At 68.9% G+C, this 24,629-nt stretch carries 24 protein-coding genes; 16 read left to right on the top strand and 8 right to left on the bottom strand.

The genetic code is table 11. The annotated features are described in order from the left end of the window. Positions 1-31 precede the first annotated feature (31 nt). The 3 genes from ASD30_RS26910 to ASD30_RS14525 are packed head-to-tail and all read left to right on the top strand — an operon-like array spanning position 32 to position 2,459. A complete protein-coding gene (locus ASD30_RS26910; RefSeq protein WP_056682699.1) occupies positions 32-280 on the top strand; it encodes a phosphopantetheine-binding protein in 249 nt (82 codons plus the stop codon). Then, complete coding sequence (locus ASD30_RS14530; RefSeq protein WP_056682692.1) at positions 277-1,722, top strand: AMP-binding protein; 1,446 nt, start codon at positions 277-279, stop codon at positions 1,720-1,722. Before ASD30_RS26910 ends, ASD30_RS14530 begins: the two co-directional genes overlap by 4 nt. Further along, positions 1,719-2,459, top strand: coding sequence for an SDR family NAD(P)-dependent oxidoreductase (locus tag ASD30_RS14525; protein WP_056682689.1), 741 nt, complete (start codon positions 1,719-1,721; stop codon positions 2,457-2,459). Before ASD30_RS14530 ends, ASD30_RS14525 begins: the two co-directional genes overlap by 4 nt. Positions 2,460-2,516: 57 nt before the next feature. Here the strand turns inward: ASD30_RS14525 and ASD30_RS14520 are convergent, their stop codons facing one another. The 3 genes from ASD30_RS14520 to ASD30_RS14510 are packed head-to-tail and all read right to left on the bottom strand — an operon-like array spanning position 2,517 to position 4,446. Beyond that, positions 2,517-3,716: an RNA polymerase sigma factor gene (locus ASD30_RS14520; RefSeq protein ID WP_056682683.1), complete on the bottom strand. Its 1,200-nt coding sequence runs from the start codon at positions 3,714-3,716 to the stop codon at positions 2,517-2,519. Further along, entirely contained in the window at positions 3,713-4,063 is a 351-nt protein-coding gene (locus tag ASD30_RS14515) for a YciI family protein (RefSeq protein WP_056682681.1), read from the bottom strand. Before ASD30_RS14515 ends, ASD30_RS14520 begins: the two co-directional genes overlap by 4 nt. Next, complete coding sequence (locus ASD30_RS14510) at positions 4,060-4,446, bottom strand: YciI family protein (protein ID WP_082563844.1); 387 nt, start codon at positions 4,444-4,446, stop codon at positions 4,060-4,062. The genes ASD30_RS14515 and ASD30_RS14510 overlap by 4 nt, the downstream gene beginning before the upstream one ends. Before the next feature lie 123 nt (positions 4,447-4,569). On the opposite strand from ASD30_RS14510, the gene ASD30_RS14505 reads away from it, so the two are divergent. Then, positions 4,570-5,202, top strand: coding sequence for an MBL fold metallo-hydrolase (locus ASD30_RS14505; RefSeq protein ID WP_056682679.1), 633 nt, complete (start codon positions 4,570-4,572; stop codon positions 5,200-5,202). Here ASD30_RS14505 and ASD30_RS14500 read toward each other — a convergent pair. Beyond that, on the bottom strand, positions 5,199-6,026 hold the full coding sequence (locus ASD30_RS14500; protein ID WP_056685025.1) for an NAD(P)H-binding protein: 828 nt from the start codon (positions 6,024-6,026) through the stop codon (positions 5,199-5,201). The genes ASD30_RS14505 and ASD30_RS14500 overlap by 4 nt on opposite strands. Positions 6,027-6,387: 361 nt before the next feature. On the opposite strand from ASD30_RS14500, the gene ASD30_RS14495 reads away from it, so the two are divergent. The 7 genes from ASD30_RS14495 (at position 6,388) to ASD30_RS14465 (ending at position 15,533) form a co-directional block, all read left to right on the top strand. After that, positions 6,388-7,446 (top strand): ABC transporter substrate-binding protein, encoded by a 1,059-nt coding sequence (locus ASD30_RS14495; RefSeq protein WP_056682676.1) that lies wholly within the window; start codon positions 6,388-6,390, stop codon positions 7,444-7,446. 5 nt (positions 7,447-7,451) lie between these two features. Further along, complete coding sequence (locus ASD30_RS14490) at positions 7,452-8,297, top strand: ABC transporter permease (protein WP_235532590.1); 846 nt, start codon at positions 7,452-7,454, stop codon at positions 8,295-8,297. Further along, positions 8,276-9,037, top strand: coding sequence for an ABC transporter ATP-binding protein (locus ASD30_RS14485; protein WP_056682673.1), 762 nt, complete (start codon positions 8,276-8,278; stop codon positions 9,035-9,037). The genes ASD30_RS14490 and ASD30_RS14485 overlap by 22 nt, the downstream gene beginning before the upstream one ends. After that, the gene (locus tag ASD30_RS14480) at positions 9,034-10,392 is read left to right on the top strand and encodes an LLM class flavin-dependent oxidoreductase (RefSeq protein ID WP_056682670.1); all 1,359 of its coding nucleotides are present in this window, start codon (positions 9,034-9,036) and stop codon (positions 10,390-10,392) included. The genes ASD30_RS14485 and ASD30_RS14480 overlap by 4 nt, the downstream gene beginning before the upstream one ends. Next, entirely contained in the window at positions 10,389-11,438 is a 1,050-nt protein-coding gene (locus ASD30_RS14475) for an aldo/keto reductase (RefSeq protein ID WP_056682667.1), read from the top strand. Before ASD30_RS14480 ends, ASD30_RS14475 begins: the two co-directional genes overlap by 4 nt. Next, the gene (ssuE, locus tag ASD30_RS14470; protein WP_056682663.1) at positions 11,435-11,986 is read left to right on the top strand and encodes an NADPH-dependent FMN reductase; all 552 of its coding nucleotides are present in this window, start codon (positions 11,435-11,437) and stop codon (positions 11,984-11,986) included. Before ASD30_RS14475 ends, ssuE begins: the two co-directional genes overlap by 4 nt. Positions 11,987-12,197: 211 nt before the next feature. Continuing rightward, positions 12,198-15,533, top strand: coding sequence for a glycosyl hydrolase (locus ASD30_RS14465; RefSeq protein WP_156393653.1), 3,336 nt, complete (start codon positions 12,198-12,200; stop codon positions 15,531-15,533). 16 nt (positions 15,534-15,549) lie between these two features. Here ASD30_RS14465 and ASD30_RS14460 read toward each other — a convergent pair whose 3' ends face one another. Both ASD30_RS14460 and ASD30_RS14455 read right to left on the bottom strand, forming a co-directional pair. Beyond that, complete coding sequence (locus tag ASD30_RS14460; RefSeq protein ID WP_056682657.1) at positions 15,550-17,028, bottom strand: flavin-containing monooxygenase; 1,479 nt, start codon at positions 17,026-17,028, stop codon at positions 15,550-15,552. A gap of 2 nt (positions 17,029-17,030) precedes the next feature. Further along, positions 17,031-17,441: a MerR family transcriptional regulator gene (locus tag ASD30_RS14455; protein ID WP_056682654.1), complete on the bottom strand. Its 411-nt coding sequence runs from the start codon at positions 17,439-17,441 to the stop codon at positions 17,031-17,033. 62 nt (positions 17,442-17,503) lie between these two features. On the opposite strand from ASD30_RS14455, the gene ASD30_RS14450 reads away from it, so the two are divergent. Together ASD30_RS14450 and ASD30_RS14445 are read left to right on the top strand one after the other, a co-directional pair. Further along, complete coding sequence (locus tag ASD30_RS14450) at positions 17,504-18,394, top strand: NAD(P)/FAD-dependent oxidoreductase (protein ID WP_200951154.1); 891 nt, start codon at positions 17,504-17,506, stop codon at positions 18,392-18,394. Between the two features lie 130 nt (positions 18,395-18,524). Beyond that, positions 18,525-19,343 carry an endonuclease/exonuclease/phosphatase family protein gene (locus ASD30_RS14445; protein ID WP_056682647.1) on the top strand — a complete coding sequence of 273 codons (819 nt, stop codon included), beginning with the start codon at positions 18,525-18,527 and terminating at the stop codon, positions 19,341-19,343. A 52-nt stretch (positions 19,344-19,395) separates the two neighbouring features. Here ASD30_RS14445 and ASD30_RS14440 read toward each other — a convergent pair whose 3' ends face one another. Together ASD30_RS14440 and ASD30_RS14435 are read right to left on the bottom strand one after the other, a co-directional pair. Next, complete coding sequence (locus tag ASD30_RS14440; protein ID WP_056682644.1) at positions 19,396-20,643, bottom strand: isochorismate synthase; 1,248 nt, start codon at positions 20,641-20,643, stop codon at positions 19,396-19,398. Between the two features lie 65 nt (positions 20,644-20,708). Then, positions 20,709-21,848: a L,D-transpeptidase family protein gene (locus tag ASD30_RS14435; protein ID WP_235532589.1), complete on the bottom strand. Its 1,140-nt coding sequence runs from the start codon at positions 21,846-21,848 to the stop codon at positions 20,709-20,711. 155 nt (positions 21,849-22,003) lie between these two features. On the opposite strand from ASD30_RS14435, the gene ASD30_RS14430 reads away from it, so the two are divergent. The 3 genes from ASD30_RS14430 (at position 22,004) to ASD30_RS14420 (ending at position 24,628) form a co-directional block, all read left to right on the top strand. After that, positions 22,004-22,693 (top strand): demethylmenaquinone methyltransferase, encoded by a 690-nt coding sequence (locus tag ASD30_RS14430; RefSeq protein WP_056682642.1) that lies wholly within the window; start codon positions 22,004-22,006, stop codon positions 22,691-22,693. A gap of 240 nt (positions 22,694-22,933) precedes the next feature. Continuing rightward, positions 22,934-24,241, top strand: coding sequence for a geranylgeranyl reductase family protein (locus ASD30_RS14425; protein WP_056682639.1), 1,308 nt, complete (start codon positions 22,934-22,936; stop codon positions 24,239-24,241). Positions 24,242-24,268: 27 nt separating this feature from the next. After that, positions 24,269-24,628 (top strand): NADH-quinone oxidoreductase subunit A, encoded by a 360-nt coding sequence (locus tag ASD30_RS14420; protein WP_056682635.1) that lies wholly within the window; start codon positions 24,269-24,271, stop codon positions 24,626-24,628. The last annotated feature ends 1 nt before the right edge of the window (position 24,629 follow it).

The raw sequence follows: 24,629 nt of genomic DNA, 5'->3' as shown, positions 1-24,629 counted from the left end.
CACACTTGACCCTCAGAAGGAAGGCCCGACCGTGACCGATCAGGACAAGACCCTCGCGGTGATCACGCAGTTCCTCACGCGTGCCGACAAGAGCACCGACGACGTCTCCCCGACCACCGGCCTGTACGGCGACGGGCTCGAGCTCGACTCCCTCGAGGCGGCCGAGCTGTCCGCCATGCTCGAGGACGAGTTCGGCAACGACCCGTTCTCCTCCGGTGATGAGCTGCCGCAGACCGTCGGCGACATCCTGGCGTTCTACGAGGTCGCTGCGCCCGCATGATCCGACTCCTCTCGCGTGCCGCGGCTGCCGCGCCCGACCAGGTCGCGGTGGTCACGCCCGAGGGTTCCCTGACGTATGCCGAGCTCCTGCGTGACGCCCACGCCGTGGCCGCCGCCTTCGCCGACCCGTCGCCAGTTCGTGTCGACCCGTCGCCAGTTGTTGGTGACCCGTCGCCAGTTCGTCTGGCAGGCGTGCGTCGGGTCGCGATCGTGGAGCCGGACGCCGCGTGGGTCCTGCGGCTGCTGGCCGGCGCGGCGCTGGCCGGCGTCGAGGCCTGCCAGTACCAGCCCGACACCCCTGTCGGTGAGCTCCTGCCCCAGTTGGCCGCGTTCGACCACACGCTCGTCGTGACCCGCCGCCCGGACCTCCTCGAACTCGCCGACCCGTCGCCAGTCTTCATCGACCCGTCGCCAGTTCTCATCGACCCGTCGCCAGTTTCAGAACAAGCGACGGGTCGACCGAAACAAGCGACGGGTCGGGTGTTGATCAGGACGACCGGCACGACCGGCGAGCCCAAGGCGGCCCGGCACGACTGGGAGATCCTGGCCCGCACCGTCGAGGCCGTGGCCCCGCGACCGCACCAGCGCTGGCTGCTGGCCTACGGGCCCCAGCAGTTCGCCGGCATCCAGGTGCTCCAGCACGTCGTGGCCGCGCAGGCGACCCTGGTCGCGCCGTTCCCGCGTCAACCGCGCGACGGGCTCGACGCGCTGCTGCAGCACGACGTGACCTGTGTGAGCGCCACCCCGACATACTGGCGGTTCCTGCTGACCGAGGCTCGCAGCCGCGGCGTCGAGCTCCCGGAGCTGGAGCAGATCACCCTCGGCGGCGAGGCGATCCCACCGGACCTCCTGGCCGACCTCGAGCGCACCTTCCCGACCGCGCGCATCTCGCAGGTCTATGCCTCGACCGAGTTCGGCTCGATTGTCTCGGTCGGTGACGGCCGGGCCGGGTTCGGCGTCGACAAGCTCGTCTCCGTCGAGAATCCCGAGGCCCACCTGAAGATCGTCGACGGCGAGCTGCACGTCCGGCGTACGGCCGGAATGCTCGGCTACGCGGGGCGCCCCGACGTCCCGGCCGACGACGCGTGGAAGCCCACCGGCGACCTCGTGGAGATCGTCGGCGACCGCGTCGAGTTCCGTGGCCGCGACTCCGACGTGATCAACGTCGGCGGGGTCAAGGTGCACCCGCTGCCTGTGGAGAACGCGATCATCGCGCTGCCCTCGGTGGCGGCGGCGCGGGTGTTCGGTCGCGCCAACAAGCTCACCGGTGCGATCGTGGCGGCCGAGGTCGTCGCCGTGAACGGCACCGACGAGGAAGAACTGCGACGGCAGGTCAAGGCCGCCGTCGCCGACCTGCCCCGCGCGTGGCACCCGCGCAGCATCACCCTTGTCGAGGCCATCGCCACGCAGGGCCAGAAAACAGTGAGAAGGATGGAACCGTGACCGCACCCGAAGAGACCCGCGTCGCCCTGATCACCGGCGGCAGCAAGGGCCTCGGCGCCGGGCTGGTCGAGGCCTACCTCGCCGCCGGGTACGTCGTCGAGACCTGCTCGCGGTCCGCCACCGACCAGGTCGACCTGTGGGCCAAGGAGTTCCCCGACCACTTCGGCTTCGCCTCGGTCGACGTCTCCGACTCCGCGGCCGCCGACGCCTGGGTGAAGGACGTCGCGCGTCGCCGCGGGCGCATCGACGTGCTCGTCAACAACGCCGGTGTCGCCCCCGAGGGCGTGATCGCGTTGTTCAGCGACGACCAGATCGACCAGGTCGTCGACCTCAACATCAAGGGCACGGCGTACGTCACCCGCGCCGCCTCGCGCGTGATGCTGGCCCGCCGCTCCGGCTCGATCGTCAACGTGTCCTCGGTGGTCGGGATGTCGGGCTACCGAGGGCTCTCGATGTACAGCGCGACCAAGGCCGCCCTCGACGGCATGACCCGGGGCCTGGCCCGCGAGCTGGGTTCGCGCGGCATCACGGTGAACAGCGTCGCGCCGGGCTACCTGCGCACCGAGATGAGCCACGGCCTCGATGAGACGCAGCTGACCCAGATCACGCGTCGTACGCCGGCCGGCCGCCTCGGCGAGCCCTCCGACGTGGCGCGGGCCGTGCTGTTCCTGACCGACCCGGCCAACACCTACATCACCGGCCAGGTGCTGGTCGTCGACGGTGGCCTCACCGCCTGACACACCTGACGCGAGGACCGAAACGTCAGGGAGTATCCCGATCGGTGGACCGGAACGTCAGGGAGTATCGGACATTGCGCGACGTGCGACGAGGTGGGAGCGCTCGGCGTCGTTGTCGCACAGGTCGATCGCCCGGTCGAACTCCTGGCGGGCCTCCTCGGTCCGCCCCGCGCGGGACAGCAGCTCGGCCCGCGCGCCCGGCAGGCGGTGACCGGGCAGCTCGAGCCCGTCGAGCACGGCCAACCCGGCCAGCGGCCCGTCCGCCTCGGCCACGGCGATCGCCCGGTTGAGGCGTACGACGGGGGACCCGGTCAGGTGCTCGAGCTCGGCGTAGTGGCCGGCGATCCGCGACCAGTCGGTGTCGGCCGCGGTCGCCGCCACCGCATGCTCGGCGGCGATCAACCCCTGGAGCAGGTAGGAGGTGGCGGGCCGCATGGCCAACGGGAGCAACAGCTGCAGGGCCTCCGCGATCTCGTCCCGGTGCCATCGGGTGCGGTCCTGGTCGGGCAGGAGCACCAACTCCCCGTCGGCCACCCGGGCGTCGCGCCGCGAGTGCTGGATCAGCATCAGTGCCAGCAGTGCGTCGAGGTCGGACCAGTCGCCCGAGCCCGGCAGCAGGGAGCGCAACACGCGCACCAGTCGGATCGCCTCACCCGACACATCCGCGCGCAGCACGTCGGCGCCGGACCCGGGCGCGTAGCCGGCGGTGAACGCCAGGTAGGCCACGTCGGCCACGACCCCGACCCGCTCGGCCAGGTCGTCGGGCACCTCGAAGCGTTCGTTCGCGAGCCGTTTCCTTGCCCGCGTGAGACGTGCGGCCATGGTCGGCGTACTCACCAGGAAGAGGCGGGCGATGTCGGCGGTCGACACGCCCAGCACCAGCCGCAGGGTCAGCGCGGCGGCCGCCTCGCGCGGCAGGGAGGGGTGGGCGCACAGCAACACGAGGCGCAGGCGCTCGTCGGGCACCTCGTCCATGTCCACCAACTCCTCCGCGTCGGAATCGACCGCCAGCAGTGGCAGCTTGCGCGCCGCGACGGCCTCCGCACGCAGCCGGTCGAGGATGCGTCGACGGGCTGCGGTCAACAGCCAGGCAGGCGGATTCGTCGGTACGCCGTCGCCCGGCCAGGTGCGTGCCGCGGCCTCGAAGGCGTCGCCGAGACCGTCCTCGGCCAGGTCGAGGCGTCGGTACTGGGTGACGAGCAGGGCCAGCAACCGGCCCCACTCGTCGCGCCAGACCTGCGCCAGGACGTCGTTCACTCCTCGTCGTAGCCCTCGATCTTGACGGCGGGCCGCACCTCGATCGTGTAGTTCTCCGGCAGGATGCGGGTCAGCTCGAGGGCGTCTTCCACGGACGGGACGTCGATCAGGTAGAAGCCGGTCAGCTGCTCCACGCTCTCGGCGTACGGCCCCTCGGTGAGCACGCCGGCGCGCAGTGTGCGGGCCGTGGACGTCGCGTCGAGTGCCGCCGCGGCGACGATCTCGCCGCGTTCCTTGATCGCCTTGTCGAACGCCCGATGCGCGTCGAAGCCGGCCGTGCGGTCGGCCTCCGAGGCGGTCAGCCACGCATCGGGATCACGCTCGGCGAGCAGCACGAGGATCTTCACTCCGACGCCTCATGCGTCGTGGCCCGCACCTCGATGGGCGCGTGGGCCATGTCGACCGGTTCGTCGCCGCCGGTCGGGGCGAGAACTGCGACCACCTGGAGCAGGTCGTCGAGGTCGTCGCTGTCGATCATGTAGAACCCGGTCAGCTGCTCCACGCTCTCGGCGTACGGACCGTCGGTGATCTCGACCTGCTCGCCGCTGCGGCGGACGACCTTGGCCTCCCGCGAGTGCGTCAGCTCGGCGCCGGAGACGATCGTGTGCCCGCGCTCGGCCAGCTGCCTCGCGAACTCCTCGTGAAGTCCGTAGACCTGTTGGCGCGCCTCTTCGGTGGCGTTCTCCCAACTGGCCTCGTCGCCGGGCAGGAGTACGACGTACCTGGTCATGGTGTGATCCTCTCTCCGCTGGTCAGTCTGTCACCGTGATGACGCGCGAACCCGGCGCAAATCGACACTGGGCCGAAATTGATTCGGCCGTCAGCGTGCCGCCGCCGGTCGTAATGTGGGGCCATGCGCATCACGAAGTTCGGTCATGCCTGCGTCCGTCTCGAGGCCGGCGGCCAGGCCCTGGTGTTCGACCCCGGAATGTTCACCGAACCCTCGGCGGTCGACGGAGCCACCGCCGTGCTGATCACCCACGAGCATGCCGACCACTACGACGCGAGTCGGCTCAGGGCCACCGACGCGCCGATCTTCACCATCGAGGCCGTGGCCGCGCAGATCCGTGAGCACGCGCCCGATGTCGCCGAGCGGGTCACCGTGGTGGAGCCCGGCCAGTCGTTCGACGCCGGCCTGCCGGTGCGCGCCGTGGGGGAGCTGCACGCGGTGATCCACCCGGAGTTCCCGCGGTTCTTCAACTCGGGCTACGTCGTGGAGTCCGAGGGGCAGTCGGTCTACCACCCCGGTGACGCGCTGACCCTGCCCGACCAGCGGGTCGACGTGCTGCTGGTGCCGTCGAGTGCCCCGTGGCTGAAGGTGTCCGAGGCGATCGACTTCACCCGCGCGGTGGATGCGCCGCTCAACCTGGCCATCCACGACCGCATCTACACCGAGGCCGCGCACCGCATGCTCGAGGGACACATGGCGAAGTTCCTGCCCGACGGCCACAGCTACGTGCGCCGCGCCGACGGCGAGGACCTCTAGGAGAGTGCCTGTTCGAGGGTGCGGGCCGGGTGGCCGGTGAGCCGTTCGACATCGCCGGTGACACGTGAGGTGGAGCCGTCGGCGATCGCGGTGTAGGTGCTCACCCAGGCGTCGAGCTGCCACTGCCCGACGTCGTACGCCGCGCGCCGCGAGGCATAGGCCTCCCCGAGGGTCTCCTCCTCGTAACGCAGCTCGCGGCCGAGCACGATGCCGGCGCGGGCCGCGACCTCGTCGAGGGTGAGCGCCTCCGGGCCGGTCAGCTCGTACGCGACGTTGCGGTGCTCGTGTGGTGCGCGGAGCACGACGGCCGCGACGTCGGCCACGTCGGCGCGGGCCACCGCGGCGACTCGACCGTTCCCCGCGGGCCCGCGGATCGCGCCCGAATCGTCGGCGAAGAATGGCAGTACGTCGAGGTAGAAGTTGTCGCGCAGCAGCGTGAAGTCCATGCCGGACTCGCGAATCGCGGCCTCGGCGTCGTGGTGGTCGCGGCCCAGGGTGAACGTGGCGTCCGCTGCCGCACCCGCGAACGACGTGTAGACGATGTGGCGCACCCCGGCGGCTGCGGCCGCCGCGATGAACGTGCGGTGCTCCGCGCGCCGAGTGGACGACTCGGCCGCCGAGACCATGAAGAGCACGTCGACACCGCGCAGCGCAGTCTCGGCCGCCACTGCGTCGTCGTACGACGCCACGGCGACGGTGCTGCCCGGGAGGGTCGGTGCCCGTGAGGCGTCGCGGACGATCAGGCGCGGTGCGAGATCGGTGAGGAGGCGGGCGACGGTTCCGCCGAGGGCGCCGGTCGAGCCGGTCACTGCGAGGGTGGTCATGTCGGTGCAACGTACGCCGTCCGGCACGGATTCCGGGTCGGATGCCGGACGTCGATCTCATGATCCGGTCTTTAACTCGACAAAGACTACTAATTTACTGTTGTATGGAGGCATGAACCGCAGCGCTCTCCTCACCCAGCGCCGCGCGGTCGACCTCATGGGTGTCGCCAGCGCGGTCTGTCGCTGACCCCTCGGTCCACTCTCGCCGCTGACCATCAACTCCGACTGGTCAGCCGGCCGCCTGCACCCGTCGCGGCGCAGGCCTCTCTCCGCCGTACGCCGGCGACGGGCGAACTCACGCAGGGCGCCCGCGCCGGCGTCGTACGGCGCCTCTCCCGCACGCACCTGCAAAGGAACACCCATGTCCCGACCCATCCGCCCGTGGCGCCTCATCGCCGTGGCCGCACTCTTCCCCCTGCTCGCACTGACCGGGGCCTGCGACGAAGCCGCCGCCGGCCCGCACCTCGGGCTCGACGAGCCGCTGCCGACCAGCGCGCCGAAGGAGACCAAGCTGGTCGTCGGAGACCCGACCACGGAGGTCGCCTTCGAGCTGTCCGGGCAGAAGGACAAGTTCAGCTTCGACATCGAGTTCGCCCAGATCAGTGGCGGGCCGCAGACCACGGAGGCCTTCCGGGCCAAGGCGCTCGACGTCGGCGCGGTGGCCGACATCCCGCCGATCCACGCCCACTGGACCGGCCTCGACGTGAAGATCGTGGCCGCGAAGTACCGCCAGGACCCCATCGAGCACCCGATCTACGAGCTCGGCATCAAGCCCGGCGCCGACGTGAAGACGCTGGAGGACCTGCGCGGCAAGAAGATCGCCTACAGCCCGGGCCAGGCCCAGGGCGCGCTCATCCTGCGGGTCCTGGAGAAGGCCGGTCTCGAGCAGGACGACGTGAAGCTCGTCGAGCTGCCCAGCACCGGTGACGTCTACGCGACCGCGCTGGCCGCCGGCGAGGTCGACGTGGCACCGCTCGGCAGCACCCAGATCAAGCGCTACCTGGCCAACTACGGCAAGGACGGCGCGACCACGATCCGCCATGGCCTGCGCGACGATCCCAGCCACCTCTACGTCCTGAAGAGCTCGCTCGAGGACGAGTACAAGGCCGCCGCGATCCGTGAGTACGTGCAGCGGTGGGCGATTGCGCAGAAGTGGATCGACGAGCACCCCAAGGAATGGCTCGAGGGCTACTACGAGAAGGACCAGGGCCTGTCGAAGGAGGACGGCGAGTACCTCATCAAGGCGACCGGCCACCCGGAGATCCCGACGGACTGGAGCCAGCACATCACGGACCACCAGGCCACCGTCGACCTCCTGGCCCGCGAGACCGACCAGAAGGAGTTCGACGCCGCCGTGCTCTGGGACCGGCGCTTCGAGAAGCTCGGCGGCACCGCCTACGAGACGGGCAAGATCTCGTGACCGCGGTGATCACCCCGCCCGAGGTGGCGCCACCCGAGGGCAAGCCGGTCGAGCTCACCGTCGACCAGCGGCCACTCGCCCGCAAGCTGGGCCCCGGCGCTCCGATCAGGCTCTCGGGCCTGATCGGCCCGCTGCTCCTCCTGGGCGCGTGGTTCCTGGCCTCGTGGTCCGGCGTCCTCGACCCGCGCATCCTCTCCGAGCCGTGGACGGTCTGGTCGACGGCTCGCGAGCTGATCGCCGACGGCCGGCTCCAGGACAACCTCAAGGTCTCGGCCGAGCGGGCGACGTACGGCCTCGCCCTCGGGGTGGTCGTCGGACTGCTGCTCGCCCTCGTGAGCGGGCTCAGCCGGTTCGGCGAGGCGGTCATCGACGGGCCCGTGCAGATCAAGCGAGCCATTCCGTCGCTGGCCCTGATCCCCTTGCTGGTCCTGTGGTTCGGCATCGGCGAGAACATGAAGATCTACACGATCGCCCTCGGCGCCTTCGTGCCGATCTATCTCCAGACCCACTCTGCGTTGCGCAAGATCGACCTGCGGTACGTCGAGCTGGCCCAGACCGTGGACCTGTCGCGGACCGACTTCCTGCGACGTGTGGTCCTGCCCGGTGCGCTGCCCGGCTTCCTGCTCGGCCTTCGCTTCGCGGTCACCGGCGCCTGGATCTCCCTGGTCGTCGTCGAACAGATCAACGCCACCAGCGGCATCGGCTACATGATGGAGCTCGCCCGCACCTACGGACAGACCGAGATCATCGTCGTCGGTCTCGTCGTCTACGGACTGCTGGGCCTGCTCTCCGACGGCGCCGTCCGCCTGATCGAGAGGAGGGCCCTGCGATGGCAGCGCACTCTGGGCTGAGGCCCACCACCGCACCCGTGGTCGTCGAGAGCCTGGTCCGCGGCTTCGGCCCGAAGGGCGTGCTCAACGGCGTCGACCTGACCATCGAGGAGGGCGAGTTCGTCGCGCTCCTCGGCCCCAGCGGCTGCGGCAAGAGCACGTTGCTGCGAGCCCTGGCCGGCCTCGACCGCGCGGTCTCCGGCAGCGGCCGGATCGTCGTGCCGGCGGAGCGGGCCGTGGTCTTCCAGGACTCCCGTCTGCTGCCGTGGGCCCGGGTGCTCGACAACACTACCCTCGGCCAACGCGGCAAGGCGGCCCGTGACGCCGGTCGAACGGCGCTCCGCGAGGTCGGCCTGGAAGGGCGGGAGGGGGCCTGGCCTCACGAGCTCTCCGGAGGCGAGCAGCAACGCGCGGCACTGGCCAGGTCCCTGGTGCGCGACCCCAAGCTGTTGCTCGCCGACGAGCCGTTCGGCGCCCTCGATGCCCTTACCAGGTTGAAGATGCACGAGCTGCTGCGCAAGCTGCACCGCGCCCACCAGCCCTCCGTGCTGCTGGTCACCCACGACGTCGACGAGGCGATCAAGCTCGCCGACCGGGTCGTCGTCCTCGACCACGGACGCATCGCCGTCGAGCAGGTCATCGACCTCGACGGCGACCGGGACCCGTCCGACCCGCGGTTCGCCGCGATCCGCAAGGAACTGCTCGCCACCCTCGGGGTCGGCGAGACCACCGCGTCCGACCTGAGAAGGGAATCGGCATGACCCGCCAGACCAGAAGACAGCTCCACCTCAACGCCTTCCTGATGAGCACCGGCCACCACGAGGCGTCATGGCGGCTGCCGGAGAGCGACCCGACGTCCAACACCGACATCGCGCACTTCCAGCGGCTGGCGCAGATCGCCGAGCGCGGCAAGCTCGACTCGATCTTCTTCGCCGACTCACCGGTGCTCTGGGGTCAGGTCGGACGACGACCGAGCGGCACCCTCGAGCCGACCGTCCTGCTGACCGCCATCGCTGCGGCCACCGAGCGGATCGGCCTGATCGCCACCGCCTCCACGACGTACAACGACCCCTACAACCTGGCCCGTCGCTTCGCCTCGGTCGACCACGCCAGTGGTGGCCGGGCCGGGTGGAACGTGGTGACCACCGCGGGGCCGGAGGCGGCGAAGAACTTCGGTCTCGACGACCAGCCGGTGCACAGCGAGCGCTACGAAAGGGCCGCGGAGTTCCTGGACGTCGCCCGCAAGCTGTGGGACAGCTGGGACGACGACGCGGCCGTGCTCGACAAGGCGGCCGGTGTCTGGGGCGACCAGGCGAAGGTGCGCCCGATCGACCACGAGGGGCGGTTCTTCAAGGTGCGCGGGCCGCTGAACACCCCGCGTTCCCCGCAGGGCCACCCGCTGATCGTGCAGGCCGGGTCGTCGGAGGACGGCAAGGGGCTGGCCGCGAAGTACGCCGAAGCGGTCTTCACCGCGCAACAGTCCCTTTCGGAGGCGCAGGCGTTCTACGCCGACCTCAAGCAGCGCACCACCGCCGCCGGCCGAGACCCCGACACGATCAAGATCCTGCCCGGCATCGTGCCGGTGATCGGGTCCACCGAGGCCGAGGCGCTGGCCCAGGAGTTGCAGCTCGACGAGCTGATCGTGCCCGAGTACGCCGTCGCGCAGCTGGCCCGCACCCTCCGCGTCTCACCGGAGCAACTGCAGCTCGACAGGCCGTTGCCCGCCGACCTCCCCGGCGAGGACGAGATCGAGGGCGCGAAGAGCCGCTACACGCTGATCGTCACCCTGGCCCGCAGTGAGAACCTCACCGTGCGGCAGCTGATCGGGCGACTCGGCGGAGGCCGCGGACACCGCACCTTCACCGGCACTCCCGAGCAGGTCGCCGACGCGATCCAGGGCTGGTTCGACGCCGGCGCCGCCGACGGCTTCAACATCATGCCGGCCGTCCTGCCCTCCGGGCTGGAGGCCTTCGTCGACCACGTCGTGCCGATCCTGGTCGAGCGTGGCCTGTTCCGCAGTGAGTACGCCGGCACCACCCTGCGCGACCACTACGGGCTGTCCCGACCGGACAGCCTCTACACCGCTGAGACAGCACTCGAGAGGAACCTCGCATGACCGACTACCGACCGCTGGGCCGCACCGGCCTCAAGGTCAGCCCGCTGACGCTGGGAACCATGATGTTCGGCGGCCACGGCAATCCCGACCACGACGACTCGATCGCGATCATCCACCGGGCCCTGGACTCGGGCATCAATCTCGTCGACACCGCCGACGTCTACTCCCAGGGCGAGTCCGAGGAGATCGTCGGCAAGGCGCTGAAGGGTCGCCGCGACAACGTCGTCCTCGCCACCAAGTTCCACGGCCGGCTGGGGGAGGACGTCAACGAGTTCGGCAACTCGCGCCGTTGGATCATCCGTGAGGTGGAGAACAGCCTGCGCCGGCTGCAGACGGACTGGATCGACCTCTACCAGGTGCACCGCCCGGAGCCCGACACTGACATCGACGAGACGCTCGGGGCGCTGAGCGACCTCGTGCACCAGGGCAAGATCCGCTACGTCGGTACGTCGACCTTCCAGCCGTCCCAGATCGTCGAGGCGCAGCACGTCGCACACGCCCGGGGCAGGGAACGTCCCGTGACCGAGCAGCCGCCGTACTCCCTGCTGGTGCGACACGTCGAGCGCGAGGTGCTGCCGGTCGCCGAGCAGTACGGCCTGGGCGTGCTGCCGTGGAGCCCGCTGGCCGGTGGCTGGTTGTCTGGCCGCTACAACCGCGACGCGATCACCGCACCCACCTCGACGCGCGCCGGTCGCCAGCCGGCCCGCCACGACCCGACGCGGGCAGACAACGCCCGCAAGCTCGAGACGGTGCTCGACCTGACCGACCTGGCGGAGGAGAACGGACTGACGTTGATCCACCTGGCACTCGCCTTCGTGCTGCAGCACCCGGCGGTCACGTCGGCGATCATCGGACCGCGCACCCACGAGCACCTCGAGGCCGCGCTCGGCGCCGACAAGATCACGCTGACCGACGACATCCTCGACCGGATCGACGAGATCGTCCCGCCGGGTACGACGTACAACGTGGCCGACGAGGGTTGGCAGCACCCGGCGATCACCGATGCCTCCTTGCGGCGCCGGCCGGAAGGGCGGGGAGCCCGATGAGCCGCATCCTCACCGTCAGCGGCTCACCCAAGGTGGTCTCGCGGTCGGCCCGGCTGCTCTCGCACGTCGCGGCTGCCGTCGAGGAGGACGGCCACGAGCTTCGTGACCTGCGCGTCCTCGACCTGCCGGCGGATGCCCTGCTGGCCGGCAACACCGAGGACCCGGAGATCGCCGAGTCGATCGCGCAGCTGGCCTGGGCGGACGGCGTGGTGATCGCGACGCCGGTCTACAAGGCGGCCTACACGGGTCTGCTCAAGGCCTGGCTGGACCTGCTCCCGCAGTTCGCACTGGCCGGCAAGGTGGTGCTGCCGCTGGCCACCGGTGGCTCGCTGGCGCACGCCCTCGCCCTCGACTACGCGCTGCGGCCGGTGCTCCAGTCGATGGGCGCCCGCCACGTCGTACAAGGGTTCCTGGTGGTCGACTCGTTCATCGAGGCCGACCGCGACGGCGTGACCACGATCAGCGGCGAGGCACTCCCCGGCCTCACCGCGGTGATAGACGGGTTCGGCCACGCGCTGTCGGTCGCGCCGGTGGAAGTTCTCGTCTGACCGACCGGCGCTGCCACGGGCCTCCTCCTCCGCCTGTCCGTGACGGCGCCGGGTCAGGCGTGGTCGTCGGTCTTGAAACGATCGACGTAGGTGACCGATGTCGGCCAACTGCTTGTGGTCGACATCCACCAGTGCCTACTGTGCCGGTGAATTGAAACGAATCATTTCGTAGACATTCCACCAGCAGAAGAAGGGTCAGTGGTCAGCCATCATGAGGACACCCGACACGAGGCCGGCATCAGCGTCCAGGTGGCTCCTCGCCGCCGCACTGGCGCTGACGGTGGTGACGCCCCTGACTGCCACCGCCCTGGAACCGCAGCGAACGTCCGCGGCGGTGTCGCAGCCGTATGGTGGACAACCAGCGGGTGCCTCGGTAGCCGCCGGGGACCGTTCGTTCGAGCAGCAACTCGAGGGCAAGTACGTCGACCCTGACCGGGTGTTCAGCACCGACGTGCGCTGGTGGTTGGGCGACGCCTCGGCCACCGACGAGACCCTGCTCGAAGAGATCCAGGCCCTCTATGACGCGGGGTTCAGGGGTGTCGAACTGTGCATGCAGGACGACACCGCCGCGCCGAACGACGTGTATGCGTACGGCACCGAGATGTGGACCCACAAGTGGAACTTGATGATGAACAAGCTCCTCGACCTGGGCATGGGTGTCTACCTCACGTCCGGCACGAACTGGTCAACCTCGAACGTGCCCGGGATGGACCCGGCCAGCCAGTCGGCCATGCAGAACCTGACCCTCGGAACCGGCACGGTCGCCCCCGGCCAGAAGTTGACGGCGCTACCGGCGCCGGGGCAGAACGCGCGAAAGGCCGGCGCCACGTTCGTCAGTGCCTACGCATACAAGGTCGTGAACGGAAACACTGTCGACCCGGACAGCTTCATCGACCTGGTGCCCGAGCTCACCCAGGGCGCCGATGTGTGGACGCAGAATCTCGACTGGACCGCTCCCCCCGACGGCACCTACCGGGTCTTCGGCCTGTGGACCCAGGGGACCTACCAGTCCTCCAGCCCGTCCGCGGAGCCCAGTTATGCCACCAACTACTTCGACGAGCGAGGGGTGGATGCCCTGCGGAGGTTCTGGGAAGAGCCCTATCTCGCCGACCCCGCACTGCGGCGCAAGATCCTGGACGGCGACGTGCAGCTGTTCATGGACTCGCTCGAGATGAGCACGGGCGACGGGTTCACCTGGTGGGCCGAGGACATGGCCGCGGAGTTCAAGGAACGTAAGGGTTACGACATCACGCCCTACCTGTTCCTCGTCAACGGTGTGGGCAATGTCTGGAGCAACCCCTACCACCGGGTCGCGACCGCTGGAACCTACAAGCTGGACGGCGACGAAGACCGCCGCCAGCGGATCATCAACGACTGGCAGGACGTCATGACCCAGCTCTACCGCGAGCGGATGCTGCAGCCCATGAAGGAGTGGCTGAACTCGGTGGGCATCGAGACCCGAGCGCAGATCTCGTACGGCCAGCCGATCGAGATGTCAGAGCCGGCGATGGATGTGGACTATCCCGAGGCTGAGAACCGGAACCAGTACAACCAGGTCGACATGTTCCGCTATTGGACGGGCGGCGCCAAGTTGGAGAACAAGGTGCTCTCGTCGGAGACCACTGCCCTGCAGTTCGCGTGGAACGGCACGCATCAGCTGCGTCTCGAGGATGCCTACTCGCAGTTCGCCGCTGGCATGCAGCGGACCATCTGGCACATCTGGACTTCCGGTTTCGGGTACGGCAACTACCAGTGGCCGGGCTACGTGACTCGTGGCGACTTCACCCTGGTGTCGACACGGGCGCCGTCGTCGGCGAACTACGACGAGCTCAATGCGCACCTTGGGCGCGTCCAGCAGCTCATGCAGACGGGCAAGTCTCGCGCCGACGTCGGTTTCGTGACGCAGAAGTTCGTTCACGGCTTGGCATTTGGTGGAGGCACCGGGAGCAACAACCAGGCGATGAACTGGCAGCGTGCGCACCAAGGCATCCACTATCGCTCGACGGAACTGCAGGACAACGGCTACACCTATGACTACTTCAGCCCGAGGTTCCTGTTCGACGACGACGTCCACTTCGATCAGCGGACCAAGACCATCGAGAAGGCCGGCTACAAGGCCGTCGTGCTCTATCAGGACTGGCTCGACATGGACGGGGCCAGGCGGCTGCTCAACTGGGCCAAGAGGGGTCTCAAGGTCGTCGTCCTTGATGACGCCGCATCGCGGACGCCGTTCAACGATGGCTTGGACCGCGCCCTGAAAAAGGTCATGGACGAGATGTTGGAGCTGCCGACGGTCAGGCAGGCGACGGTCGACGACGACATCGACTACTTCAGCACCACTCCCGGCGGCTACAGCGACAACGTCCTCGAGAAGTTGCAGGAGCTCGGTGTCTCGCCGTACGCGGGATATTCGGAGCCCAATGAGCAGCTGCTCAGCCAGACGCGCGAGGACAAGGAGGGCAACCGGTATCTGTATGTCTACAACTACGACGACGGTTCCTACCGGGACAAGAGTCTGCGTCCCGAGGTGCGGGACTCTCCCAACCCCGGCACCAACATCAAGACCGACATCGAGATGCAGGGCACGTTCGTTCCCTACACGATCGACGCGTGGACGGGCGAGGCCACCGAGTTGGCCGGGTATCGCTGGCAGGACGGCAAGACTGTCGTTCCGGTCGACCTCGACTACAACAACATCGCCCTGATGGCCTTCGAGAAGGTCAGCAAGGAGAAGCTCCACATCGTCTCCACTGACGCGGACTCGTCGTACGCCGTTGCGAAGGGCGTGACTGTGCGGGCAACGAAGAGCGGCGAGGTCACCACGGAGCTCAGCAACGGCAAGACCTATCGCGACACCGTGATCGTCCCGGATTCCTACGACATCACCGACTGGGACCTCACCGTGAACTCGTGGAGACCGAGCCCCACCGTCGGCGACCTGGTCCGCACCGAGACCGTCGACGGCGTGACGACGACCAACCGGAAGACCTCGACGGTCACCACCCCGATCAATGTGGAGTTGGACACCTTGAAGACCTGGAACGACATTCCCGAGGTGGGCAAGGCGGTCTCAGGAACCGGCCACTACGAGGCCACATTCGACTGGGACGCGGATGCGGCCAGCGGTGCCTACCTCGACTTCGGTGACTCGCTCGAGGAGAGCATGGACGTCTGGATCAACGGTCGCAAGGTCGGCGGACGTGTCAGCACCAACCCCACGAAGGTGAAGCGAGACGTCGGCGGAGTCGGCAAGTCGACCATCGACGACGGCACCGGACGGCAGGTCCCGTTGGTGGGCGAGAACCAGTTCACTGGCGGTGTGAACTGGATGGACCCCGTCGCGGACATCAGTGAATATCTGGTCGATGGCGACAACGAGATCGTCATCGACTACAACTCGGCCCTCGCCAACGTGCAGCTCGACCGAGGAGTCGGGCCCAGGGAAACCCGCAACGCGGAGGGGTGGTGGGGCTACAACATCGAATACCTCAAGTTCGGTCCGAGCCAGGCGAAGATCGTCCCGTTCGCTGACCGGCGGTATCCCTAGGGTGTGACGGCGCCGGTCAGGCGTAGTCGTAGTCGTCGAGAGGGAACGTCTCCTGCTCGCGGTGGTTCTGCCAGGTCGTGGTCGGCCGGGCCAGAGTCGCCTCGCCCTGCTCGTTGAAGTAGTAGCTGCGCGAGGTGGCGCAGTCGCCCAGCGTCCAGACGGAGTCGTCGATGCGACGCTGCATCCTGTCGGTGAACGCGTCGGCGGCGGACTCGGTCACCTCGAAGCGGGTCGCCTGACGACGTCGCAGCTCGCCGAAGAGCCGGTCGACGTGCTTCATCTGGGCCTCGATCGTGGTGAAGAACGACAGGCCCGCATAGGAGTACGGCGCCGCGAGGTGCAGGTAGTTGGGGAACTTCGCCACCGTGATGCCTTGGTAGGACGCGAACCTGGTGTTGCGCCAGTGCTTGCCGAGGTTCACCCCGTCACGCCCGATCACCTCGAACGCCGGGAAGTTCGTCTGCCAGAGGCTGAAGCCGGTGGCCAGCACCAGCACGTCGATCTCGGTGCGGGTGCCGTCCTCGGTGATGATCGAGTCGCCGTCGACGCGGGCGATGCCGCCGGTCTCCAGGTGCACGTGCGGCTTGTTGAACGTCGGGTAGTAGGAGTTGGAGAACGTCGGCCGCTTGCACCCGAAGTCGTAGTCGGGTGTCAGCCTGCGGCGCAGCTCGGGGTCGCTGATGCTGCGGGCCAGGTGTCGCCGCCCGATCCGCTCGGCCGCCTTCACCGCAGGCCTGAGGCGGCGGAAGTTGACCACCCCGGCGAGCAGCGCCTCGAGCACGGTGGAGTTCCACAGCCGCGCCGCCCGCTGGGTCAGGGGAACCGCACCGAAGGCGCGCCTGGCCAGGCCGGGCATCGCGAAGTCGAGCTTGGGTGTCACCCAGATCGCGGTGCGCTGGTAGACGGTCAGCTCGGCGGCCCGCTCGGCCACCTCGGGAATCAGCTGCACGCCGGTCGCGCCGGTGCCGATCAGCCCGGCCCGCTTGCCGGTGAAGTCGTAGTCGTGGTCCCACTCGGTGCTGTGGATGACCTTGCCGGTGAACGTCTCGATGCCCTCGATGTCGGGCACCTTCGGCTGGGACAGGAAGCCCGTCGCCACGATGAGGTACGTCGAACGCTCGGTGCTGCCGTCGGCCAGCTGAACGTGCCACTCACCCGAGTCGTCGTCCCAGCGCGCGCTCTCGACGCCGGTGTCGAAGCGCATGTGCCGGCGTACGTCGTACTTCTCGGCGACGTGCTCGCAGTACTTCTTCAGCTCCGCACCGGGTGCGTACCACCGCGACCAGTGCGGGTTGGGCTCGAAGGAGAACGAGTAGGTCACCGAGGGGATGTCGACGGCCAGGCCGGGGTAGTGGTTGACGTGCCAGGTGCCGCCCAGGTCGTCGTTGCGCTCGAGGATCTCGAAGTCCTCGATGCCCAGGCGCTTGAGCTGGATGGCGATGCCGATGCCACCCAGGCCGGCGCCGACGACGATCGCTTCACGTGTGCGGGTCATGGTCAGAACCCTGCCAGCAGGTCGTCGATGTGGCTACGAAAGCGCGGGCACTGGGCGATGTCGTGGGCCTGGCAGCGCAGCGCGTGCTCGGTCATGGCGCGCGAGATCTGCATCTCCTCGATGGTCCGGTCGATGTCGGCGATGTGCCCTTCGAGCACCTTGTGCCGGTCGGGTGTCTCGCTGTCGAGGAGGGTCGAGATCTGCTCGAGGCTCATGCCGGCGGACTTGCTGCGCTGGATCACCGCGATGCGTACGACGTCCTCCCGGCCGTAGCGACGCCGGTCCGCCGAATCGCGTTCGGGGGTGAGCAGGCCGACCGTCTCCCAGTGCCGGAGCACGTTGGTCGGGAGGTCGAACCGTTCGGCGACCTGGCCGACGGACCAGGGTCCGTTCGAGTGAGGGCTTGACTTCATGTTGACATGAAGTCACAGGCTTGGTGCATCGTCAAGAGAAAGGCACCCACACCATGTATGACGTGATCGTTGTCGGCGGCGGACCCGCCGGCCTGCAGGCCGCCCTGACCCTGGGCCGCATGCACAAGTCCGTGCTGCTCCTCGACTCCGGCTCCTACCGCAACGGCCGGGTCTCCCACATGCACAACTTCGTCACCAACGACGGAACGCCGCCCGAGAAGTTCCGCGAGCAGGCGCGCGCCGAGCTGTCGGCGTACGACACCGTGGAGGTGCGCGACGAGACGGTCGACGCGGTCGCCCGTGACGGCGAGCGGTTCGTCGTGACCACGGGTGGCGGCGTGCTCGAGAGCCGGCTGGTCATCCTCGCCACCGGCGTCCGCGACGAGCTGCCGGCCACCCCCGGCCTCGACGACATCTGGGGCGAGCTGGCCTACGGCTGCCCGTTCTGTCACGGCCACGAGCTGAGCGGCCGCGCGATCGGCGTGCTCGCCGGGCCGCCCGCCGTGCTCCACCTGGTCGGGCTGCTCGCCCCGATCGGGTCGTCGGTGACCGTCTTCACCGAGGGTGCCGAGCTGTCGGCCGATGACGCCGCTCTGCTCGACAGCCTCGGCGCCACCGTGCACGCGGAACCCGTGCTCGGCGTGACCCGCACCGACGACGAGGTGCGCGTCGAGCTCGACGGCGCCGACGACCTCACCGTCGCCGGACTGTTCGTCGGCACCGGCAGGCTCGTGCAGTCGGCCCCGTTCGCCGAGCAGCTCGGCCTCGACCTGCAGGACAGCGGCTGCATCGCGGTCGACGACTTCGGGCGTACGTCGCTCCCGGGTGTCCACGCGGCCGGCGACCTGGCCCATCGGTCGTCGTTCCCGATGCCGATGGCCTCCGTGCTGGCCGCCGCGGCCGCAGGTCAGCTGGCCGCAGTCGCCTGCGTGCAGCAGCTGCTGGCCCACTGACGGGAGTCGAGTGCTCAGGTGGCTGCCCGGGGAACCACTTCAGCACTCGAGCCCGTTGGGACGATATGTGTGTACGCCGGTCCGCAGCGGGTACGACGAGATGCACCGAACCCCTTCTCGAGGAGCTCCCATGCGCGTTCGTTCCTTCGCCGGCGCCGCTGTCGCCGCCGCACTCGTCGTACCGCTTCAGCTGGGAGCGGCTCCGGCCACCCCGGCCGAGGTCACGCAGGCCGCCGCACCCGTCCAGCAGGCTCGTGCCGCTGCGACCAGCCTGCGGGTGATCACCTACAACATCCGGTTCGGCGAGTTCGGCCTGGCCAACCTGGCCTCCGACATCCGCAAGACCGGCGCGAGCATCGCGGTCCTGCAGGAGGTCGACAACCGCACCGCGAGCGGCGGCGTGCACCAGGCCAAGAACCTGGCCCGACGCCTGGGCTGGCACGTGGCGTACGACGCCAACAGCCGCAAGTCCTTCGGGTGGAGGGGCAACGCGGTCATCTCGAAGTACCCGATCGTGGCGACCAACCGCTTCACCCTGCCGCAGCCCGAGGGCACCGAGAGGCGCGGACTGATGATCGCGCGGGTCAAGGTCGGCACCAAGAAGCTCAACGTCTGGGTGACGCACCTGCAGCCCGGTCGTGGTCGGCTGATGCAGGCCCGGGCGGTGCGGGACCGCATCGGCACGCCGCGGTGCGCGACGGTGCTCGGCGGCGACTTCAACGCCGGCCCGGAGCAGCAGGAGCACAACGTCCTCGACACCCACCTGGTCGATCTCTGGAAGGCAGTCGGCACTGGCGACGGCGACACCAACAAGCGCGGCACCGCGCGCATCGACTTCCTCTACACGCGACGGGTCACCAAGGTCAGCTCGTGGGTGGCGCCGCTGCGGCACTCCGACCACCGTGCGGTGATCGGCAACGTCAGGGTCGCCAGCGCGAACTCCTGTTGATCCGGGTTGAGTGCTGAGGTGGCTGCCCGGGCAACCACCTCAGCACTCAACCTCAGCGTGAGGCGGTGAGCGCGTCGCGCACGGGCACGAACTTGGCCTGCGACTCGGCCAGCTCGGCCTCGGGGTCGGAGTCGCCGACGATGCCGCACCCGGCGAAGAGGCGCACCGTCGGCCCCGCGACGTGGGCCGACCGCAGCGCGATGCCCCACTCGCCGTCGCCGGTCGCGTCGATCCAGCCGACCGGCCCGGCGTAGCGGGCGCGGTCCATGCCCTCGATCTCGGCGATCAGGTCCGTGGCCACGTCGGTCGGCGTACCGCCCACGGCGGCGGAGGGGTGCAGCGCCTCGGCCAGGTCGAGCGACGAGACGCTCTCGGCGTCGTGAACCACACCGGCAACGTCGGTGGCCAGGTGCATGACGTTCGGCAGGTGCAGCACGAAGGGCGCCTCGGGCACGTTCATCGACGAGCAGTGCGGCTCCAGTGCCTCGGCGACCGAGCGGACGGCGTACTCGTGCTCCTCGAGGTCCTTCGAGGAGCGGGCCAGGGTGGCGGCCAGCGCGAGGTCGCGCTCGTCGTCGCCGGTCCGCCGGATGGTGCCGGCCAGCACCCTCGAGGTGACCAGGCCGCGCTCGCGGCGGACGAGCATCTCGGGGGTGGCGCCGAAGAGGCCGTCGACATGGAAGGTCCAGCACATCGGGTAGGTCTCGGAGAGCTGGCGCAGCGGCCAGCGCACGTCGACGTCGACGTCGGAGGTGGCGATCAGGTCACGCGCCAGCACGACCTTCTCGAGGTCCCCGCGGTTGATGCGCGAGACGGCGTCGGCCACCACGGACATCCACTCGTCGCCGTTGCGGGCACCGTCGGCGAAGCTGACCACGGGTGCGCGAGCGGGCTCGGCAGGCGCCAGGTCGGGGATCTCGCAGTCGACCGTGGTCACCCAGGCCAGGTCGCCGCGGCGACCGACCACGACGCGGGGGAGCACCAGCACCGAGTCGCCGGGATCGTCGGCGAAGCCGAAGCTGCCGAAGCTGACCGGTCCGGTGCCCGGCTCGTTGACCTCGTCGCGGATGTCGGCGCGGGCCACCATCTCGGACCACCACTTGGCGGCGTCGGAGAAGCGGGTCGGCCCGGAGGTGCGCACCTCGGCGGCGACTCCCCAGCCGACGAGGCCCTCGCGGCGGCGGATCCAGCTCACCGGCGACTCGGGCGGGACGACGTCGAGCAGGGCCCCGACCGCGTCCTTCTCGAGGAGTGAAGTGCGTACGACGATGCGCTCGGCCGCGGTCGAAGTGGTGGTCACGAGGCGTCAGCCTACGCCGAACCTCGCGACCACCACTCCTTGACAGTGCCTACCCGGTCCCGGGGTCAGGACCAGTAGACGATGACCTTGTCGCCGACGTTGACCTGGTCGTAGAGCCACGCGAGCCCGTTGTAGTCACGGACGTTGACGCATCCGTGGCTGGCGCCGCCGTAGCCGTTGGCCGCGAAGTCGGAGGAGTAGTGCACCGCCTGGCCACCGGAGAAGAACATCGAGAAGGGCATCGCCGAGCCGAACTCGTTCGACACGTGGTCGATGTCCTTCCAACCGACGTTGAAGGCGCCTTCGCGGGTGGGTGTGTCGTTGAGCGTGGACCCGAACCGGACCTCGAGGGTCTTGAGCACCTTGCCGTCCACGACCCAACGCAGCGTCTTGCTGGTCTTGTCGATGCACATCACTCGCCCGGTGGCGCAGCGCGGGTCCAGCGCGGCGCTGGTGGCGGTGCCGGGGTCGGGGGCGACGTTGTGCTTCGCGTCGTGGGTCGGCGTGCTGGTCATCGCGTGCAGCCGGTCCATGGTGCGCTGGTCGACCTCGCCGGTCACGGGGATCTCGCGCTTCTCCTGGAAGCCCTTCACCGCCGACACCGTGTTGGCGTCGTAGGTGCCGGTGACCAGGCCGGCGTACCACTGGATCGCCTTGAGGCGGGCCTGAAGGTCGCGGACGTCGTCGCCGGTCGCGCCGCTGGCCAGGATCGCCGGGCCGGGCTTGAGGATGTTGAACAACTGGTCGTGCGTGGGGGTCTTGGTCATCTTGACCAGCTTGTTCCACGTCTTCTGGTCGACCACGCCGGTCGCCTTGAGGCCGCGCTTGGCCTGCCAGCCGGCGACCGCGTCCTTCGTGGTCTTGTCGTAGACCCCGGTGGTCTTCTCCGGGAGCCACTGCATCTGGAAGAGGCGGTGCTGCAGCTCGCGCACCTGCTCGCCCTTGTCGCCGGGGGAGAGCACGTCGGCCGGCGGCTCGGGGGTCTCCGTCTCGGAGGGCTCCTCGGACGGGTCCTCGGAAGGTTCGTCGACCGGTGCCTCGCTTCCGTCGTCGGTGGAAGCTCCCTCGCGGCCGGTCTGCGACTTCGCGCTCGAGGTGGTGTCGTCGTTGTTCAGGTGGCGCACGGCCATGCCGGCGCCGTACGCGGTTGCCGACATGAGCACCAGGGTCAGTGCGGTGAGCAAGATGATGCGCAGGGCCCTCATGCTGTCCTCCAAGGTCCGAGAAGTTTCCAGTGTCACAAGGGTTGACGCATTCACTCGGCATTTGGTTGCCGAAACTTCTCCGGTCATCTGTTCGGCGTCACCACCTCGTGACCTCGGAAGCGGCTCTGGACCCGGGGCCGCATAGGGTTTGTCGCGTGACCCGAGCCGAACTCGACAAGGACCCGCACGACGTACGCCGCATGTTCGACGCGGTGGCGCGGCGCTACGACCTCACCAACGACGTGCTGTCCATGGGGCAGGACCGTCGCTGGCGCAAGGACGTCATCCGTGCGGTCGACCCGCAGCCGGGCGAGCTCGTGCTCGACCTCGCCGCCGGCACGGGTACGTCGAGCCAGCCGTTCGCCGACCTCGGGGCCACGGTCGTGCCGTGCGACTTCTCGATCGGGATGCTCCAGGTGGGCAAGAAGGCCAAGCCGCACCTGCCCTTCACGGCGGGTGACGGCACGAAGCTGCCGTTCGCCGACAACACCTTCGACGCGGTGACGATCTCGTTCGGGCTGCGCAACATCGTCGACCCGAAGGCGGGGCTGCGTGAGCTGCGCCGGGTCACCAGGCCGGGCGGACGCCTCGTGGTCTGCGAGTTCAGCCACCCCACGAACAAGCCGTTCCGCACGGTCTACATGGAGTACCTGATGAAGGCGCTCCCGGCGATCGCCCGCACGGTCTCCTCCGCGCCCGACGCCTACGTCTACCTCGCCGAGTCGATCCGGGCCTGGCCCGACCAGCAGGGCCTGGCCCGCTGGATCGCCGAGGCCGGCTGGGGCGGCTGCGAGATCCGCAACCTCAGCGGTGGCATCGTGGCACTGCACCGCGCCACCGCCTGATCCACGGTTCGCGCATCAACAATCCACGGTTCGCGCATCAACGATCCACGGTTCGCGGAAATAGGGCATGGAAATGTGACGTAATTCCGCAGGTCAGGTGGGGTTTCGGAGCAACTCACCCCCGGGTTTCGCTGGCGGGACGGGAGTCCTAGACTGTGGCGCACGCCACCATGTGAAGTGTTTCACAATCTCACATGCGTCGGCTTCCGACAGCGCTACAGCACGTGAGGGAGACATCCGATGACCGCCGCCGCGATGACGCCCGGAGCGGATCGCCAGGCACAGGTGATCGTGGTCGGCGCGGGTCCGGCCGGGGCCGCGACGGCCTACCACCTGGCCGCGGCCGGCATCGACGTCCTGGTGCTGGAGAAGTCGTCCTTCCCGCGGGACAAGATCTGCGGAGACGGCCTGACCCCGCGCGCGGTCAAGCAGCTGCTGGCGATGGGCTTCGACCTCGACGAGCCCGGCTGGCAGAAGAACAAGGGTCTGCGCATCATCGGCGCCGGCCACCGCGTCGAGCTGCCGTGGCCCGACCTCACGACGTACCCGCCGTTCGGCATGGCCCGCTCCCGCATGGACCTCGACGAGCTGCTGGCCCGGCACGCGCAGAAGGCCGGCGCCCGGCTGCGTGAGAGCACGTCGGTCACCGGCCCGGTCTTCGACGAACGCACCGGCCAGGTGGTCGGCGTGACCGCGAGGTCGGTCGACGAGCGCGGCCGCAAGTACGGCGACGAGCTCGAGTTCCGCGCCCCGATCGTGATCGCCTGTGACGGCGTCAGCGCCCGCATGGCCACCGCCCTGGGCATCGAGCGCCGCGAGAACCGGCCGATGGCCGTGGCCTGCCGCGCCTACTACGAGACACCGATGCACGACGACGACTACATGGAGTCGTGGCTCGAGCTGTGGGACGGCAAGCCCAACCAGAGCAACAAGCTGCCGGGCTACGGCTGGATCTTCCCGCTCGGCGACGGTACGGCGAACGTCGGACTCGGCATCCTCAACACCAGTGCGGCCTTCCAGAACATGGACTACAAGGAGTCGATGCGCCGCTGGCTCGCGCACACTCCCGAAGAGCTCGGTTTCAGGGACGAGAACCTCACCGCGCCGATCAGGTCCGCGGCCCTGCCGATGGGCTTCAACCGCAAGCCGCACTACCGCCGCGGCATGCTGCTGGTCGGCGACTCCGGCGGCATGGTCAACCCGTTCAACGGCGAGGGCATCGACTACGCCCTCGAGGCCGGCAAGATGGCTGCCGAGATCGTCGTGCAGGCCCTCGGACGGCTGCCCGGAGCGAACCGCGAGCGGGTGCTCGAGAGCTACCCGGCCGCCCTCGACGCGGCGTACGGCGGCTACTTCACGCTCGGTCGTGCGTTCGCCCACCTCGTCGGCAACCCGACCTTCATGAAGCAGGCCACGAAGTACGGCCTGCCGAGGCCCGGCCTGATGCGCTTCACCCTGAAGCTGATGGCGAACCTCACCGACCCGCGTGACGGCGACGCGATGGACCGCATCATCAACGCCCTGAGCAAGGTGGCGCCGAATGCTTGAGATCAACGAGCGCGAAGGAGCGCACTGATGGAGCTCTACACCCCGGTGCTCGTGTTGGGAGCCCTGGCCGCCGGCTTCGCGATCTTCTCGATCGTGGTCAGCTCGCTGACCGGCCCGGCCCGCTACAACCGCGCCAAGCTCGACTCCTACGAGTGCGGCATCGAGCCGACTCCGCAGCCCGTCGGCGGTGGCCGGTTCCCGGTGAAGTACTACATCACCGCGATGCTCTTCATCGTCTTCGACATCGAGATCATCTTCCTCTACCCGTGGGCGGTGCACTTCGATGCGATGGCCTTCTTCGGGCTCGCCGAGATGGTCATCTTCATCGCCACTGTCTTCATCGCCTACGCATACGTATGGCGCAGGGGTGGTCTCGAGTGGGATTGAC

Origin of the sequence: Nocardioides sp. Root140 (assembly GCF_001426745.1) — a bacterium.
GTDB lineage: Bacteria > Actinomycetota > Actinomycetes > Propionibacteriales > Nocardioidaceae > Nocardioides.
The sequence above is the reverse complement of the archived record's forward strand: the minus strand, read 5'-3'. Positions and strand labels throughout refer to the sequence as shown.

Excerpts from the sequence above, each read along its gene's own strand:
- ASD30_RS14505 (WP_056682679.1), top strand. The coding sequence starts at position 4,570 with ATGCGCATCACGAAGTTCGGTCATGCCTGCGTCCGTCTCGAGGCCGGC.
- ssuE (WP_056682663.1), top strand. The coding sequence starts at position 11,435 with ATGAGCCGCATCCTCACCGTCAGCGGCTCACCCAAGGTGGTCTCGCGG.
- ASD30_RS14510 (WP_082563844.1), bottom strand. The coding sequence starts at position 4,446 with ATGACCAGGTACGTCGTACTCCTGCCCGGCGACGAGGCCAGTTGGGAG.
- ASD30_RS14455 (WP_056682654.1), bottom strand. The coding sequence starts at position 17,441 with ATGAAGTCAAGCCCTCACTCGAACGGACCCTGGTCCGTCGGCCAGGTC.
- ASD30_RS14445 (WP_056682647.1), top strand. The coding sequence starts at position 18,525 with ATGCGCGTTCGTTCCTTCGCCGGCGCCGCTGTCGCCGCCGCACTCGTC.
- ASD30_RS14530 (WP_056682692.1), top strand. The coding sequence starts at position 277 with ATGATCCGACTCCTCTCGCGTGCCGCGGCTGCCGCGCCCGACCAGGTC.
- ASD30_RS14485 (WP_056682673.1), top strand. The coding sequence starts at position 8,276 with ATGGCAGCGCACTCTGGGCTGAGGCCCACCACCGCACCCGTGGTCGTC.
- ASD30_RS14465 (WP_156393653.1), top strand. The coding sequence starts at position 12,198 with ATGAGGACACCCGACACGAGGCCGGCATCAGCGTCCAGGTGGCTCCTC.
- ASD30_RS14420 (WP_056682635.1), top strand. The coding sequence starts at position 24,269 with ATGGAGCTCTACACCCCGGTGCTCGTGTTGGGAGCCCTGGCCGCCGGC.
- ASD30_RS14495 (WP_056682676.1), top strand. The coding sequence starts at position 6,388 with ATGTCCCGACCCATCCGCCCGTGGCGCCTCATCGCCGTGGCCGCACTC.
- ASD30_RS14475 (WP_056682667.1), top strand. The coding sequence starts at position 10,389 with ATGACCGACTACCGACCGCTGGGCCGCACCGGCCTCAAGGTCAGCCCG.
- ASD30_RS14500 (WP_056685025.1), bottom strand. The coding sequence starts at position 6,026 with ATGACCACCCTCGCAGTGACCGGCTCGACCGGCGCCCTCGGCGGAACC.
- ASD30_RS14435 (WP_235532589.1), bottom strand. The coding sequence starts at position 21,848 with ATGAGGGCCCTGCGCATCATCTTGCTCACCGCACTGACCCTGGTGCTC.
- ASD30_RS14460 (WP_056682657.1), bottom strand. The coding sequence starts at position 17,028 with ATGACCCGCACACGTGAAGCGATCGTCGTCGGCGCCGGCCTGGGTGGC.
- ASD30_RS14480 (WP_056682670.1), top strand. The coding sequence starts at position 9,034 with ATGACCCGCCAGACCAGAAGACAGCTCCACCTCAACGCCTTCCTGATG.
- ASD30_RS14425 (WP_056682639.1), top strand. The coding sequence starts at position 22,934 with ATGACCGCCGCCGCGATGACGCCCGGAGCGGATCGCCAGGCACAGGTG.